Annotated in this window: 13 protein-coding genes; 1 reads left to right on the top strand and 12 read right to left on the bottom strand. The window is 30.1% G+C overall.

Translation table 11 applies throughout. The features are described from left to right. Window positions 1-368: 368 nt before the first annotated feature. The 9 genes from J4T76_RS07880 to J4T76_RS07845 all read right to left on the bottom strand — a co-directional run bounded on the left by J4T76_RS07880 (window position 369) and on the right by J4T76_RS07845 (window position 9,329). On the bottom strand, window positions 369-1,214 hold the full coding sequence (locus tag J4T76_RS07880; protein WP_267345299.1) for a hypothetical protein: 846 nt from the start codon (window positions 1,212-1,214) through the stop codon (window positions 369-371). A gap of 92 nt (window positions 1,215-1,306) precedes the next feature. Beyond that, the gene (locus J4T76_RS07875) at window positions 1,307-2,686 is read right to left on the bottom strand and encodes a sialate O-acetylesterase (protein ID WP_267355600.1); all 1,380 of its coding nucleotides are present in this window, start codon (window positions 2,684-2,686) and stop codon (window positions 1,307-1,309) included. 215 nt (window positions 2,687-2,901) lie between these two features. Further along, window positions 2,902-3,240, bottom strand: coding sequence for a hypothetical protein (locus tag J4T76_RS07870; protein ID WP_267355598.1), 339 nt, complete (start codon window positions 3,238-3,240; stop codon window positions 2,902-2,904). A gap of 683 nt (window positions 3,241-3,923) precedes the next feature. Continuing rightward, window positions 3,924-4,763, bottom strand: a complete 840-nt coding sequence (locus J4T76_RS07865; protein WP_267355596.1) for a hypothetical protein — start codon at window positions 4,761-4,763, stop codon at window positions 3,924-3,926. 435 nt (window positions 4,764-5,198) lie between these two features. After that, complete coding sequence (gene lysC, locus J4T76_RS11890) at window positions 5,199-5,411, bottom strand: Rz1-like lysis system protein LysC (protein WP_443135219.1); 213 nt, start codon at window positions 5,409-5,411, stop codon at window positions 5,199-5,201. After that, a complete protein-coding gene (locus J4T76_RS07860) occupies window positions 5,335-5,682 on the bottom strand; it encodes a hypothetical protein (protein WP_267339776.1) in 348 nt (115 codons plus the stop codon). The genes lysC and J4T76_RS07860 overlap by 77 nt, the downstream gene beginning before the upstream one ends. Window positions 5,683-5,698: 16 nt before the next feature. Continuing rightward, window positions 5,699-6,139 carry a lysozyme gene (locus J4T76_RS07855; protein ID WP_267339777.1) on the bottom strand — a complete coding sequence of 147 codons (441 nt, stop codon included), beginning with the start codon at window positions 6,137-6,139 and terminating at the stop codon, window positions 5,699-5,701. 237 nt (window positions 6,140-6,376) lie between these two features. Continuing rightward, the gene (locus J4T76_RS07850) at window positions 6,377-6,682 is read right to left on the bottom strand and encodes a phage holin family protein (protein ID WP_267339778.1); all 306 of its coding nucleotides are present in this window, start codon (window positions 6,680-6,682) and stop codon (window positions 6,377-6,379) included. Window positions 6,683-8,984: 2,302 nt separating this feature from the next. Then, on the bottom strand, window positions 8,985-9,329 hold the full coding sequence (locus tag J4T76_RS07845; RefSeq protein WP_267339780.1) for an antiterminator Q family protein: 345 nt from the start codon (window positions 9,327-9,329) through the stop codon (window positions 8,985-8,987). A gap of 336 nt (window positions 9,330-9,665) precedes the next feature. Between J4T76_RS07845 and J4T76_RS07840 the strand changes: the two genes are divergently transcribed. Next, window positions 9,666-10,361 carry an XRE family transcriptional regulator gene (locus J4T76_RS07840; protein WP_267339781.1) on the top strand — a complete coding sequence of 232 codons (696 nt, stop codon included), beginning with the start codon at window positions 9,666-9,668 and terminating at the stop codon, window positions 10,359-10,361. A 1,665-nt stretch (window positions 10,362-12,026) separates the two neighbouring features. Here the strand turns inward: J4T76_RS07840 and J4T76_RS07835 are convergent. The 3 genes from J4T76_RS07835 to J4T76_RS07825 form a co-directional block, all read right to left on the bottom strand. Further along, window positions 12,027-13,631 carry a bifunctional aspartate transaminase/aspartate 4-decarboxylase gene (locus tag J4T76_RS07835; RefSeq protein WP_267355594.1) on the bottom strand — a complete coding sequence of 535 codons (1,605 nt, stop codon included), beginning with the start codon at window positions 13,629-13,631 and terminating at the stop codon, window positions 12,027-12,029. A gap of 28 nt (window positions 13,632-13,659) precedes the next feature. Further along, on the bottom strand, window positions 13,660-15,360 hold the full coding sequence (gene aspT / locus J4T76_RS07830) for an aspartate-alanine antiporter (protein ID WP_267355592.1): 1,701 nt from the start codon (window positions 15,358-15,360) through the stop codon (window positions 13,660-13,662). A gap of 446 nt (window positions 15,361-15,806) precedes the next feature. Beyond that, the gene (locus J4T76_RS07825) at window positions 15,807-16,826 is read right to left on the bottom strand and encodes a hypothetical protein (RefSeq protein ID WP_267339784.1); all 1,020 of its coding nucleotides are present in this window, start codon (window positions 16,824-16,826) and stop codon (window positions 15,807-15,809) included. Window positions 16,827-16,862: the final 36 nt, after the last annotated feature.

The raw sequence follows: 16,862 nt of genomic DNA, 5'->3' as shown, positions 1-16,862 counted from the left end.
TGAGTATACTAGTATTAAAAGAAATGGAAATAGGAATCATTCTTTATGTAGAAAATGGTTTATAAAATAAATTTGAATAGAAGAATGAATAACTTTCTAATGAAGATTGTCTTATAAACTTTGAAAAGATAAAGACAAATTTATAGCCATAAAACTGTATTTTTCCTATTTACATTGTTATCTTTTTTAAAATTAAAGTCCGTTATATTTGAAAGGAAGTCAGAAGTGGGAGTGGGAAGTGGGAAGTGGGAAGTGGGAAGTGGAAAAATGGCAAGGCTTTTTAATAGGCCTATCCATAAAAGAGAACTAAGTAATAAAAAAAGTCCATATCAAGTATGGACTTTTATTAAAAAATATTAATTTACCTTTTACAGTAAACGTTCATATTTTGTAAAAATTTCATGAATTTTGTTTACATCATCAGCAGTTAAATCCCCACGACTGAATGCCGCATACATTTTCATAGCGCCTGTGGAATGATTATTAAGTGTTTGATAAGCCATCAAACGAGGACGAAAAGTATCCGTTGATTGTCTATTGAATCTTTTACTGATAGTACGTGCTTTATGTTTATATACTAATGAATTTCTATTTATATGAATAACATATACACCATCAGTAGATTGATTATCTTCTTCTTTTTTAATTGCATTTTCTTTAAAGCACCATTGAAATATGATACCGTTAAGATGTTGTTCATTTCCTGCAGTAGAGAGTACATGTGGATGGCCAGAATTTTGTTCTGCCCCCCATTCAAAACCGGATGTCGAGCCTTTAGACATCATGAAAACCAGACATAAATTTGAATCAGCACCATTTGGATAATAGAAATTGTTATCGTATAAATTATAAATTGCAGAAGATTCAGATTCAATCCCATCATTTAATATATTTGGTTCCCCACTTTGACAATTTAAATAATTATTCCCTATCACGCTATACTTAATATTTTCCATATTTTGATGTTTTGATGCAAAATAGAATAATCCTTTACACTTTTGATCTAATTTTGCTTTCACTAAATCATCAATGAGTAATAATAAGCACTGATTATCTCGTCTCTGTGATTTAGTGATGTAATTGTCATAAATTGCATAGGCTTTATCACTTACTGTGTCCAATGGTTGATCGTTCTTATCACTGCCATAATCAACAGTGCCTAAATTATTTCTACTCCAATTGACATTTGGAACTTTAATTGCTACACCTGACATAAAAATCTCCGTTAATTTTTGTTTATTAAAAGACTTGTTTAACTCATCATCTTTAATTTTAATTATTGAATCGTAATAAATTTATTTTGTTATTAACCTAAATGATATTGAAAAATGGTACACCAATTATGTAAATAGTAATTATTGCCTCCTATATAAATAGATACGTTATTATTATCGCGTAATTGACCCGCATTTCTTCCGTCAGTATCTGAAAAACCATAATTGATTATAAGATTAGCAGGGCTTTCTTTACATGTGATCTTAAGCGTATTACAACTATTACTATTGTTAAGCATTTGCACATTTTGAATAATCTCTATACCTGCAGAGTTTTTTATAGAAAAACCTTTGTTTTGAATTTTGTTATGATTTGGTAATTTTTCTGGGCTATCAAATATCAAACCCATTTTGTTAAATGTCAGATTCAATACATTACCATTTATGGTGTGGGAAATTGGATGCAATGGCTGCCAATCTTCACCTGACATGACTTTATTCAAAACATAACCGTAATAGGCACCTAATAATTTAGAACTGTATCCATCTATGTGCCACCTGTCTAGATATTGTAACTGATATATTGGTGTAGCTAGATAAAATCCACTACCTTTTTCAAGCGCTAATTCTAATTGTGCTAGAGCAACATCAGGACAATATGGAATACCTGTTTGAGATTGATAAGAAGAAGATACTTGGTAAGTAATAAATGGCAAATCAGAATAGTCATCGCCCGTGATCTTTTCAATGTCCTCAATTAAATCAGACCGTAATTTTCTAAGAGCAGTTCTATAATAATCGATGCCAAAGTTATAATTTGCTTCACCTTGAGTGTAGGTTATTGCAAGTAATCGGTACGATTTACCTTGTTGAGCTGCAATTCGTTTACCATTTTGAACATCATTGAGAATGTTTTGATAGTTAGAACTACCTTTGGACAAATTAGATATTGGCTGACCTCCCTCAGAACAATTGGAAGATAGAATCACTTTATTTTTAAAATTATGAAGTTTAATTTCTCGAATAAACATCTCGGCAGTACCAGCAGATGGTGACTCATAATTATCATCGTTTTGCCATTCAATGTGATTTACCAATGTTTGATATTTATGATCTCTAGCATAACGAGTTCGAATACCATGATTAAACATTTTGGCGTATTGAGAAAATGGCGTTCCAGAAAGGATAGGATGTGCAGTCGATCCTTCACCTAATGATTGACCATAAGTAACGATATGATTAATATCAGCAAGCCCTGAATCAGGTGGATAGATTAATGTTTTTAATTTGGCAGCAAATTGTTTATCAATATTAAATTCTGAATTACCCTCTTCATCAATTTTGAAAGAGACATTGCCTTGCTCATCAGCAATAGTAAAACCATTTTTTTGAGTATTATTGAATGAAAAATTTTCTGGAATTGACTTTTCAGGATCCAATAAATCATCCAATGAATCGTTTAAATTTACCATAATTGCTATTTGTCCTTAATTATTATATAAAAAGCAAAATACAGTTATCAAATTAAACAAGGTTTGTTATAACAAACAAGTAACTAAATAAACCTGTTTTACTTTTATTTAATTTCAGTTTAAAAAACCTAAAATGAATAGCAGATACAACCATATGATTTGCTTTTAACATTTTTAAGTTATTTTTTAGACATCGATGTTGATGATCTATGTTGTTATAATTGATTTAAAATCACTTTCAATTTGAGAGCAAATTGGCGATTGATTTTAAATTCTGAAAATCCGTTTTCATCGATTTTAAAAACAACATTACCTAAACTATCAATAATTGAAAAACCATTTTTTTTGGTACTCGTAAATGCCGAGGGATCTTTATTGATAGAAAAGAATTTACTGTTATTGTCAATTTTTAAAATCCTACCATTATTACCAATATAGCTTCCATCATCCTGGTTTACATCATTAAAATTTTGTGGAAGCGTGTTTGTTTGATCCGATATATCGTTCAATGTTTCATTTGAATTTGTCATATTATTTTCACCTTTGTTATTCATATAAAAATACAGCTAAATAATTAAATTAGATTTGATATTACTTTTCACAAAAAAGAAGATACTATCTTCCACCATACAAAATTTTATTGTTCTATTTCTTTGAAAATATGAAGTCTATAGTGATCTGATGTAGATAAATTATTTTTTTAAGACAATATAAATACTTCTAATTTAAAATTGAAAAAAGCTAGGATTTTTTGATTGGCCAAATTTGATTTGCTAAAACGCGAAAAATTATTTTAAACTTCCATTTTTATTAAATATAACTTATCTATAAAGCACACCGAGTTTGAAACAAGTAATACTATAATTCATTTAATGTTTAGCTATTAAATATTGATGCGAGCGCATTTATTCAAATTTTGCTCACTTGAGGGTTGAATTGTACTTTTAAAAAATTCGTAATAACTGCTTAAAATATTTAACAATCATTTCTACTATTCATCATTTAAAAATATGATAGATAAGCGGTTGTACCCTATTTGGGAACGTACTCAAGAGTTTGTCCCGCATAATAAAAAATAAATTTTTTCACTCTACTATTTATTTAGCATTAAACAGTATATGAAAAGTTATTTCCCAATTTTCAATGAATTTAAGAGCTGAATTTATTTTTTAATCATTCATCCGCAAGAAAAACCCACAATAATTGTGGGTTTTTAATTTTAAAATGCACTAAACGATTATAGAAATGCTTCGAATTCAGTAAAAATTTGTTGAATTTTAGTAACTTCAGATGGAGTTAAACCTTCTCCTTCCATACCACTACTAAATGTAGCATACATCTTCATTGTACCATTACCTGGATTTTTGATAGTATTATAATTTAATAAAGATGGGCAGAATTTAGCACATGAACGCGGAACATATTTTGTTAAATTAACAGAACGATGACGGTAATCTAATGAATTTCCATCAACATGAATTACATAAACACCTACAGGATCTTGTGGATCTTCAGATTTTGATACAGCAGCGTGTTTAGAACCATTATTCCATTTAAAGATAGAATTTTCGAAGTAATCTGCATTACCGGCAGAAGAAAATGCATGTACGTGGTTTACTTCGTCTTCTCCACCCCAATCAAATCCATAAGTAGAAGGTTGAGACATCATAAACACCAAGCATAAATCATTGCCTTTTGAACCATCAATGACTTGATGATCATAAAGATCTGCACGGCTTTCGATTTTTGTTCCATCATAACGAACTGTTGGAAAATCTGAATATCGATCTATAACATTATTGCCAATTACACTATACTTAACATGCTCAAAGTTATTGTGAGGTGATGCTAAATAAAATAAGCCAGTACATTTGTGATGTAACTCTTCTTGGACTAATTTATTAATAAACAATGCTAGAGCTACATTGTGTGGACGAGCTTCTCGCTGATTACTAAAATCGCCAGTTTTTTCAATGTATTTCTTATAAATGTTAAGTGCTTCTAAGCTAATCATTTTTTCAATGTCAGCGATTGAAATTAAATTACTGTTTTGAAGTAAGTCTTGTAAATTTGACATAAAAATTCTCCATTTTTTATTATTTAAATTAAATTAAAAAGAAATTTGCGTTTAACTTTAAATAAAAGTTTAATCCGCAAGGTTTTTACTAATGTTATTACTCAAGGTAATAATCGAAATAGCTCACTACTGGTTTAAAGTCAGTCAGCTCTATCGATAGGGTAGATAACGATGTTGTATTGAACATTTCGTTACTCGTCTCTTTTTTATTAATAAAAAAGAATTTATATAGATTTTTACCCAAAATGTGAGTTTTCAGCTTTTATTTTGGTTTTGAAGTGATAAGGATTTACATTGATTAATCAGGTCAATTTGCTTAGTAAAGAATGTTGAAATAGTAATAATATTTATTTGTATTAGACATAATTATGCCATCACAGAAAAATACTAATTTCATGAATAATCAATGCAATAGCGATAGAATAAGTATTTATTTCAGTAAACAGACTTGTTTAGAGCTCTGATGGCTTGCTTATCTTGATTGCATTTTTCAATAACATTTAATAAATGTTCGTTATATTTAATGCTATCAGCAAACGTTAATAATTTAGGCGGTAATACTGGCAGACAATCAGTTAATAGACTTTCTGATATCGGTTGATTGACGTATACCTTTCGCTCTTTGGTACAACCTGTTAGCAATATCATTAGGAATATACTCATTAGCGCAATTGTTATTTTTAAGTAAATCATCGAGTTTTTCCTGCATTTGTAATGATTGATTTTCAAGTTTCCGTTTTGTCATTTCATTATTTGCAATAATTTGGTTATCAATTATATTTTTTTGCTCAAGTTGAAAAAGTTTATTGGTTAATTCTTGTACTTGAGCTTGTCGTTCCTTTGATGTACGAACTTCACCAATATACAAATAAAGTAGCATTAACCAAAGAAAGATAAACATACCAACAAATTTATTCATTTTTTCCCACCATCAATCATTCTTTATTAAATAGGTTCTTTTCTGCTTTCCTGCGATTTGTCAAGCCAGTTGAAGACTGTTTAATGCCATCAACTGTAATTTTATTCCAACGTTCGAACTCATTTGAAGCGCCGATATAATTACCTACATTCAATTTTGCCAACAATGTCGATTGAGTAAATGCTAAAACTCCTACATTAAAGACAAAAGAACACAACGCATCATATTGATTTTGACTTAGTTCGACTTTTATCAATTGATTAATCGATTGCTCTATAAAATAAAGATCTTGTACTAAAAAACAATCAGCCTGCGAATTACTGATTATGTCTTTTTCTTTTACATTTTTTGTATGACCATAACCAATAGTCCATACTCCTGCTGGACATTTATATGCATTTAATTTTAGACCTTCAAAGCTTTTTATCAGATCGATTCCTTTTTGACTAATATTCATGTGTTTTCCCTTATGCTTCTATAATTTATTGAATTATTTGTTAAATAAGATGTTTATTTTGATAATGAATGGAAATTAATAACTTTTAGATTAGCTCATATTAAAAAATACTAATGATTTAAATTGACTGTTTAAGTAATGATAAAAAACCATTTTTTAATAATCCTAGATATAAACTTTATTCAGATCTATTTCAGTCTTTATTTGTATTAGTGTAATATTTTAATTAGCAATGTATTATTTATTATCAATTTGTTTTATCAATCTTTCTTCAAGAACTTTAATTAAATTTGCACCTGACCAACCAGCTAAACCGGCAACACCTCCAGCTATTTCAAAAGCCCAATTACAATAACTTGCAATAAAGATGACCAAAGCACCAGAAAAAATTGATATAAAAATTTGTGCAATAAGTGTCCATAAAAAGAATTTACTACCATTGAGTAAGTGGTAACAATAACTGGCTAATGAACCTAAAAAAGTGATAAAATATAAATATACGACAACGGTCCAATTTATGTTGTCTGGATCTTTTATTGGCATATTATGTGACCCTTTTACGTATTTAAAGTTAGATTGTTAAAAGAATATAAATTAAGATTACATTAATATAAAAACTAAATTCTTAAATTCATATGTTGTTGCTTAACGTTTCATGATGCAATATATGAGTAATATTTCTTGACTAATAGAATTTAGTATTTATAATTTGATAAAGGTTTTATCAATCATTACCATTCTATATTTTCATTAACGTTAATGATTTCTTAGTTAAATGATTTGGCGACTCAGTTATTTTTCATTAGTAAGTTATTTGAATATTGATTCGTCATTTTATTTTTGATAGAATGCTAGATTAATAAATATAAATTTAGAATCACTGTTCTTGGCTTTAGCGATTTGAAAGATTCAAAATTCTAAAAATAGATGTTATGTCGATGAGTATCAATATTTAGAAGGTATTGTTGTAAAAAATATCAATAAAATTGATATAATATTAATTGCAATAAAAATAGTAAATAAATACAGAGTGCTATTTTTAATATATTAACCAACGCCAACTCTATAGCAACCTAAAACTATAAGTTTTAAAAACAAAAAAGCCCAGCTGATTAGCTGAGCTTTATGTATACGTAATAAATCACATTATAGAGTAATAATATATGCTAATTTGCGCAATGTCAAGAGATTAATATGATTTATCTATAAAAAGATAAATGCTGCAACATACTATTAAGCTTAATTAAGTATATTAATAACCTCATGAGAGTCTTTACCGATAGTTTGGACTACACTTCACATGCAATATTTTTAATATAACAAACCATTAAATCGTCATTGCTCAAAGTTATGAACTTTTACATTCAAAATAACATTATCTATTGTTACCCTCCCTATTTCTTTGTTAAAGATTAACGATAATTTCAATTTATCCGAATATAAAAAAACCCAGCTAGTTTTAGCTGGGTTTCATTCATATGCATAATAAATTGCATTATGGAGCAATTATATTTGCTCATTTGCGCAATGTCAAGCGTCTAATATGATTTATCTGTTGAAAATCAACCGTGATCATCAATTAACCCACTGCCTGATAAAGTGTTTTAATAAAACCATGAGAAAATTTTTACTTATTCTATGAAGCAGTTTCAAATAATAAGTCTTTAAAACACCATTATCCGAAGATATGAACCTTTACATTCAAAATTAACATTGTCTATTAATGCGTTTACTTCGTTTAAACTTGACGATAATTTCAATTTATCCGAATATAAAAAAACCCAGCTAGTTTTAGCTGGGTTTCATTCATATGCATAATAAATTGCATTATGAGGCAATTATATTTGCTCATTTGCGCAATGTCAAGCGTCTAATATGATTTATCTGTTGAAAATCAACCGTGATCATCAATTAACCCACTGCCTGATAAAGTGTTTTAATAAAACCATGAGAAAATTTTTACTTATTCTATGAAGCAGTTTCAAATAATAAGTCTTTAAAACACCATTATCCGAAGATATGAACCTTTACATTCAAAATTAATATTGTCTATTAATGCGTTTACTTCGTTTAAACTTGACGATAATTTCAATTTATCCGAATATAAAAAAACCCAGCTAATTTTAGCTGGGTTTCGTTCATATGCATAATAAATTGCATTATGGGGCAATTATATTTGCTCATTTGCGCAATGTCAAGCGTCTAATATGATTTATCTGTTGAAAATCAACCGTGATCATCAATTAACCCACTGCCTGATAAAGTGTTTTAATAAAACCATGAGAAAATTTTACTTATTCTATGAAGCAGTTTCAAATAATAAGTCTTTAAAACACCATTATCCGAAGATATGAACCTTTACATTCAAAATTAATATTGTCTATTAATGCGTTTACTTCGTTTAAACTTGACGATAATTTCAATTTATCCGAATACAAAAAAACCCAGCTAGTTTTAGCTGGGTTTCGTTCATATGCATAATAAATTGCATTATGGGGCAATTATATTTGCTCATTTGCGCAATGTCAAGCGTCTAATATGATTTATCTTTTGAAAATCAACCGTGATCATCAATTAAACCCACTGCTTGATAAAGTGTTTTAATAAAACCATGAGAAAATTTTTACTTATTCTATGAAGCAGTTTCAAATAATAAGTCTTTAAAACACCATTATCCGAAGATATGAACCTTTACATTCAAAATTAATATTGTCTATTAATGCGTTTACTTCGTTTAAACTTGACGATAATTTTAATTTATCCGAATACAAAAAAACCCAGCTAGTTTTAGCTGGGTTTCGTTTAAATTTTATAAAATAGCGCAATAGTCTGCATCTGATCTAACTCATCTGAAAAAAGGATAAATGTACCCCCCAATAAAACTTTCTGCTTGATTGAGTATATTAATAATATCGTGAGGACGTTTACCAATAACTTTAGCTTGTGCATTACATGAAACATTTTTTGTATAGTAAGTCATTAAAACTGTCCAATGCGCTAGATTATATTCTTTTAGATTTAAAATAGCGCTATCAACGATTTCCGCTTCTTCCTCTGTCAAGTATTGACGATAATCAAAATCTCTTGCAGCGCCAGTAATAACTGCTGATTTTGATGGATATTCAGTTCCGATACGTTTAAGTACGCGAGTATTTTTCCATGCGGTTAAAATTTCTTTGGTCTCTTTCATTGTTACCTCTCACCATTAATGCTTTAATTTAATTATTTATAGAATACTTTTATTTAATTATTTATAGGTTTTATATTTATTTTTCTTATAAGATTTAATTTGCTTTATATCCAAAAAATACCGTATAGAAATTCACTTTAATTTCTCACCAAATTTCACGGCTATTTTTTTGGTTATCGTTTAATAAGATGCTATCTTCTAATCGGTAACTCATTTACGATAATTTATATTATCACATGATAACCAATATTATCGATTAGATCAATAACTATTATTATTTGATGACCGATAACTTAAATTATATACTTACAACATCGATAACCATGAGATAACGATATGAATACCTTTACTGATAGAATTAATTGGGCTCTAGAAGCATCAGGCATGTCTCAGCATCAACTCGCTGAGATAGTAAAAATTAGCCAACCGGCCATTCAAAAACTCGTTTCTGGTAAATCCAACACATCCCGTAAAATCATTGAGATTGCTTCTGCTTTGAACGTTGATCTCCTTTGGTTAACAAAAGGAGTTGGAAACCCCGATATAGGGGAAAACTTGTCCAATGCAAAAATAGTGGGAACAATTGATGAATGGGATAGTAAGACACCACTTAATGATGACGAGATTGAAGTACCATTTTATAAAGATGTCAGATTATCTGCTGGAAGTGGTTTTGCTGATGACATTGAAGATTACAATGGTTATCAACTACGCCTATCGCGTTCAACCATGCGTAGATATGGTATTGATAAAGACTGCACGGTTTGTTTAACCGTTTATGGCGATAGTATGGAGCCAGTTTTTCAAGATGGAGCAACAGTTGCCATTGATCAAGCCGACACCATTATTCGTGATGGTAAAATTTATGCAATTAATCATGCTGGCTTACTAAGAATTAAAATACTTGAAAAATTACCTAATAACCAAATCAAAATCAGAAGTTACAATGCTGATTATGAAGATGAAATTGTTTCACAAGATGAAATTACTATCTTAGGGCGTGTATGGTGGCAATCATCAATACTTAATTAATCGGTTAATTTAATCGGTCAATTTATCATGCAGATCAATATGATAATTTACATTCAATTGAGCTTGTTATGATTCTACCTTTAAAATGCATAGTATCAATGCATCATGGCGCTTATTTAAGCCCTTAAATGGGCTTTTTTATGATACATTTTCCCTTAACTTGGTTATAAACAATAACTTTCGTTATTGACAAATCTGATAACTTATATTATCATTACCACATCAATACCAATCGAGTTAACAGAGTCATTAAACAATACTACGAGTTATTTAGTGGGTTAATAAGATTCAAGTAGCTAGCAGGGGCTTATGAACATACTGCGGTCTTGATGGATGTCTTGGGCATGACGCTAAGCTGTCTAATTGGCTGTTTTGATTCGTTAACACTTAAATCAGCCAATTTAACACCTAAGCATGAAATAAAATTTATGTATAAGGATATCAATTGCTATAAAAATAGCAATCAGTACATCAGTTGCCCCGCTAGCAGGGGCTTTTCTGATAATAATAACTAAAAAATGATTATTATTTTAATTTTTTATCAATCCACTTGCATAAAACTCATTAAAAAATTCAAGTCTATTGAGCTCTCTATGACAGGGAAATAACCAAAGTTTTATGGAAGATAAAAATTGAATAAGATTGCCATAAATTACTATAAGTAACTTGGTGCTAATTATGCGTTACAAGTAATGGAACAAACCATAGAGTAACCAGAATTACCCATTATAATGGCAATAATCGCTATCAACATTAAAAAAACTAAAGAAATAAAGGAAACACACGAAATAGATGAACATTAAAAACATCAATCTATGCTAACGAAATTGATATAAATAACAATAAGCAAAAAGCATAACAAAGTAATGAATAGATTCGGTCCTATTTATTTGTTAAGCAATTTAGGATTTTTGAAACTAATATTATTGCCATTGAGCCAACATTAATACCAAATACTTTTATAAAAATAGCAATATTTAGCAATGACCAACTATCATCAACAAATATTAGCGATAATGGATCATTAGTTGGAAGGAAACTCAAGGACATAAGTAACTAGATAATTAACCCATTGCTTTTATCTTTTAAATGATCATTATATTTTTTCAATATTTAGGGTTATTGATTTTGAAAATTGGCTAAATTTTGCATCAACGGTACCCTTCAAAAAATAAAATTATCACGCCACCACTAAAACTATTACCTTCATTGAATAACTTGTCTTGGATACTTAACATAAGATAATGTTGCACTGATAAAAATGGTGCACACCTATTTAGGTATGGATAACTCTAAAGTTGTAATCATTATCGAAAAAATAAATATAATGATTAGTCAATTATGATGATGAGATAATCGTCTTTATAAATATTCATCAACAATTAATGTCCATTAAATTTTTAAACCATTAATAACATCATTCACGGAATCAAATTTAATGGGGTTAATTCATTTTATCTTTTCTTAAAAGTGAAGTTTAAGCGATAGTCACAAAATCGATACCAACATAATCGGTGTTAAAACAACTTACGAAAAGTAACCATAACTTTTCGACTGACTAAATTTTATCTTTCTTAATGAAAAAAATAATATTCATATTAACTAATTGATTGAAATAAAAAACCCTAGATGAACTAGGGTTTGATAAGTAAGTTAACTAAAGGATTAACTATTTTTCTTCGCTTTACTTTTGTACTCATCATAATACTCTTGTGCAAGTTTACGCATTGATAAGCCAATCGCAGCGTATTGATATTCATTTAAGTTCGCTAAAGATGCACGAGCAGAAGGATGTTGTACAGCAAAACCTTTACCAGGTAATAAAACAACCCCAGCTTCATCAGCTATTCTAAATAGCATTTCAGATGGATTTTTATTTGTTAAGATCCATTGAGCAAATTTATCGTCATATAATTCACGACAAATATGTTCAAGATCAATTAGAGTATAATAATCAACACTATTTTTATCGACAGGGTGTTTAAGACCTAAATGTTGATAAAGAGACGCAGCACGACGTCGGATCAATGATTTTAATGCTGCCTTATAACTTTGATCGGTGTCAATCATTTCGCACAATGCAAATAAAACCATTTGTACTTGTTGTGGTGTTGAAAGACCAGCAGTGTGATTTAACGCAACCGCTCGGCTATCGGCAACTAAACGATCAATAAATTTTAGATTTTCTGGTTCTGTTACAATTGAACTATAACGCTTATTTAAGACTTGTTTCGTTTTGCTAGGCAATGCATTAATTTTTTTATCTAAAACATTATCTTTTGTTGTGGCAATAACACCTAAACGCCAACCTGTTGCTCCAAAATATTTAGAAAAAGAATACACCAAAATAGTATTATTAGGGCAAATAGCAAATAATGATTGGAAATCGTCAGCAAATGTACCATAAACATCATCGGTTAATAGGATGAGATCTGGACGTTTTTTAACAATATCTGCGATGATTTTTAATCCTTTATCGTCAATTTTTACTGAGGGTGGATTGGAAGGGTTGACTAAAAAGAACGCTTTTATAGAAGGATCTTCTAACTTACGCAACTCAGACTCTGGATACTGCCAATTAGCATCAGGATCAGAGTTAACTAATACCTCAACCAACTGATAATCATTGAGTTCTGGTATTTCAAGATATGGCGTAAATATTGGAGCACCAATGGCAATTTTATCACCTTTTTGAATCAAATTATTTTCTTTCATTGAATTAAAAATATATGCCATAGCGGCTGTTCCGCCTTCAACAGCAAATAAATCAATATCATCAAGATCAAGATATTGAGCGCCCATTTGCTGTAGCACATAAGATTTTACAACTTCTTCACTTAAACGAAGCATCCTATCAGGAACAGGATAGTTACAACCTAAAATGCCTTCAACCATCTCTTGTAAAAAAGCATTTTCATCCAAACCAAGTTGATCACGAATGTAAGAAAAAGCTTTACCTAAAAACGAAACGCCCTCTGTATTATAATTTTGACGAATAAAATGTTCAAAGCGCCCTGTTAAACCATCTTTGATTGGAAAACCACCAACGCCCTCATTTAAGTAAGAGTAGGACATTTCCGATTCTTGCGTTGCAAAGACACCTAATTGGAAAAAAGCTTGTCTTGGCCAAATAGCTAAAAAATTAGGATTCCCTCGACCTGCATTTAGCATAGCTCGATCGGCATGACTTTGTGCTAATTTAATTAAGTTATCTTTTAACTCAAAAGGACTTAAATTAGCATACTTAGCATATTGTGTTTGGTTCTTCATAATCTGTATCCTTAAATTAATATTTTAATTAAACAAAGGCCACAACCAATGGTCCTAATAAAGTCAGAAATACATTAGCTAAAGCATAAGTAATAGCGAAAGAGTTTGTTGGTGTAGAATTACCCGCTTTGTTAAGAACTTCACCAAATGCAGGGTTAGCACTACGAGCACCAGCTAAAGCACCTGCAAAAACGGCAGCATTTTTGTAACCAAGAACATATTTACCAAAATAAATAGCAAGCAACATTGGTAAGACTGTAACGACAACACCAATTAAAAACAATGATAAGCCTTGTTCCCGAATAGTATTGATGGCCTGAAGTCCAGAACTTAACCCTACTACTGCAACAAAACCAGCTAACCCGAAATCTTTTAATAGTTGCACCGCACCAGTTGGAATATTACCTATAGTTTGATGCAGTGAACGGTACCAACCGAATATCAAACCTGAAAGCAATGCACCACCACCAGCGCCTAAGGTAATTGGAATCTCACTAACACGGATAACAATTAAGCCAATAATCAGACCAACCACCAAACCTAACCCGTGAAATATCCAATCCGTTTTTTCGCTTTTAGTGATTGGTGCACCAATTTTATCAATTACTCGACGAAGATCACTATCGGTACCATAAATGGTAATTACATCACCCAATTTGAATTGGAAGTCACTGTTAAGAGGCAGTGATTGTCCATCACGATGAATAGCTATAAGATAAATGCCATGTTTTAATTGCATTACTTCCTCAGAAGATAATACCTGGGATAAATTCTGACCAACATAACGCGAGTTACGCATTTCGACATCTTGCGTATTCATTACAACATCCATACCTGAAGCAGAATTTACTTCTGACCCAAGAAGATCATTAGCTTGTATCATGGCATCACGGTGACCAACTACCAAAATAATATCTTTGGCTTTTATTACTGTATCAGGTGATGCTTCTAAAATTTTATTGCCACGTTTAATTCGTTCGATACTAATACCACTAACGGTTTTTTCAATATCAGAAACACTTTGATTGATTTTATTAGTGACTCGATATAATCGACCACTAATATCGGATAATGCTAAGTTTTGGTTCGCACCTAATAACAGGGAGCCATGAAGCTGCTCTCCTTGAGCCTTAATCGCATCATCACCAATATCTCGCCCCATGATTTTTGGTAAAATATTCACGCAAATGATAATCGCACCGAGTGAACCAAAAATATAAGTCACCGCATAACCTATGGTCACATTGCTTTGTAAATGACTTAGCTCTTCAGGACTTACACCTAATTGACTTAATGCATCGGAAGCTGTGCCCATAATGGCAGATTGCGTTAAACCACCTGCTGCTAAACCTGCTGCAAGTCCTTTATCTAAATTGAATATTTTTGCCAGAACAACAACGGTAATTAATCCAACAACTGCAATAAAGAGTGCTAAAAAGATTTCACGAAGTGTTTTAACACCTAATGAACGGAAAAACTGCGGACCACTTTCGAATCCAACAGCATAAATAAAGAGAGCAAAAAGAACGGCTTTAACGCCAGCATCAACAGTAACACCAAAAATACTTAAAGCAACAGCCACTAATAATGATCCTGCTACACCACCAAGTTGAAATTTACCAATCCGAATACCACCTATTAAATACCCTAAACTTAATGATAAAAATAAAAGTATTTCTGGTGAGTGTTTGAGTCCATCTAAAATCCAGTTAAAAAGCCAATGAAACATAATAATTGTCCTCAAGCGCTGTGATTAATGATTTATAGAAAAGATATTTATTAAGGAATGGAACTATATTCATTGAATTTATGAATATGGCTATATATTAAACTTCAATGCAAAGAATAGAAAGTCTATTTTAACGATTAATATTATTGTTAGGAATAATAAAAAACTTTAAAAAAACGCAATTAACAAATACGAAAAAAATAATGAACATAAAAATAATTATTATTCATTGATATGACTATTTCAATACCAAAATTTTCAAGGAACAGAATGCTAATTGATATGGCGGTAAATTAGAACAACAAATATATTTAATAAAGTTGTTTTTTTATTTTTTTCATCTTTACGAAAGCTAATCAGATTTAAATTTGGAAATGATAAACAAAAAAATCCGCCGAAGCGGATTATATTTAAAGCAATTTAAGAAACAATAATCCTATAAAGGGTTATTCAATACCTGATTTAAAGTACTTAGTTAATAGATTATTTAATATTGATATTTTCTTAATTTTCGCTATGGTCTTTGGATCTATCTTTCTTTCGACATTTTTTCGTGAGCCATAAAATCTCACTATTACCTGATCTTTATCATTTAGTGAATTGATATAAGATACAAATTGATTATTTAGAATAAATTTAGTCCATTCATATACAGTGCTACCACTTTTACTCTTAAAAGTTAAGTCACTAGATGATTCATATATATCATCATTTTGAAAGATCTTAAAATGATCAATAAACAGTCGTTCTTTACTACTAAATATAGCAGTAACCGTTGTAGTATATAATTTTTCTTTAAAAATAAAGGTTTCTATACTCAAAGGTTCGCTTTTTAATTCGATCTTAATAATATTATTTTGAGAATTATAGGTGAAATTGATATCATCCGTGTTAATAATATCAATGAATCGATGTAAATCATTTGGATTAGTTATTTTTTTTGATAGGGATAATAGCCCATAAAGGTTAGCATTACGCAATCTTAGACCATTTGAAAAGGTAATAATATAAATATCTTTCGATTTTGAATCTGTCTCTACTTTTGTTACATATAAATCGTCTATATTGGGAAATTTAATTTCTTTTAATTTCTCTATCTCATCTAATCGCTTTTGGTAATTTTTTGCACTAACTATCTGATTATAAGAATTGAGATCATTGAGATAAAGCACTTCTCCATTTTTCAAAACTATCTTATAGTAAATTTTATTTCCAACTTTGACTTCTTTGTCCAAATAACCTTCCATTCCGTTATATTTTTTATAAGAAGGATAAAAAAGTGAACGTGCATTGGGTTCAGAATATAAACCACTATATTTTTTCAGGTTTATTGCCTCAGCAGAATATTGATCAAAAACAAAAATATCTTTATCTGCTGGATTATATTTTTCTTTTTTAATTAATGCAGATGAAGAAAACGAAACAACCGTCAATATAAGAAACAAATAACAACAAACCTTTTTCATACCATTATCCTTAATCCTTTTTATTTTTTTGTAATA

Source organism: Gilliamella sp. B3022, from assembly GCF_028751545.1.
Lineage (GTDB): Bacteria > Pseudomonadota > Gammaproteobacteria > Enterobacterales > Orbaceae > Gilliamella.
Note: the sequence above shows the minus strand (reverse complement) of the source record. Positions and strands in the feature narration are given on the sequence as shown.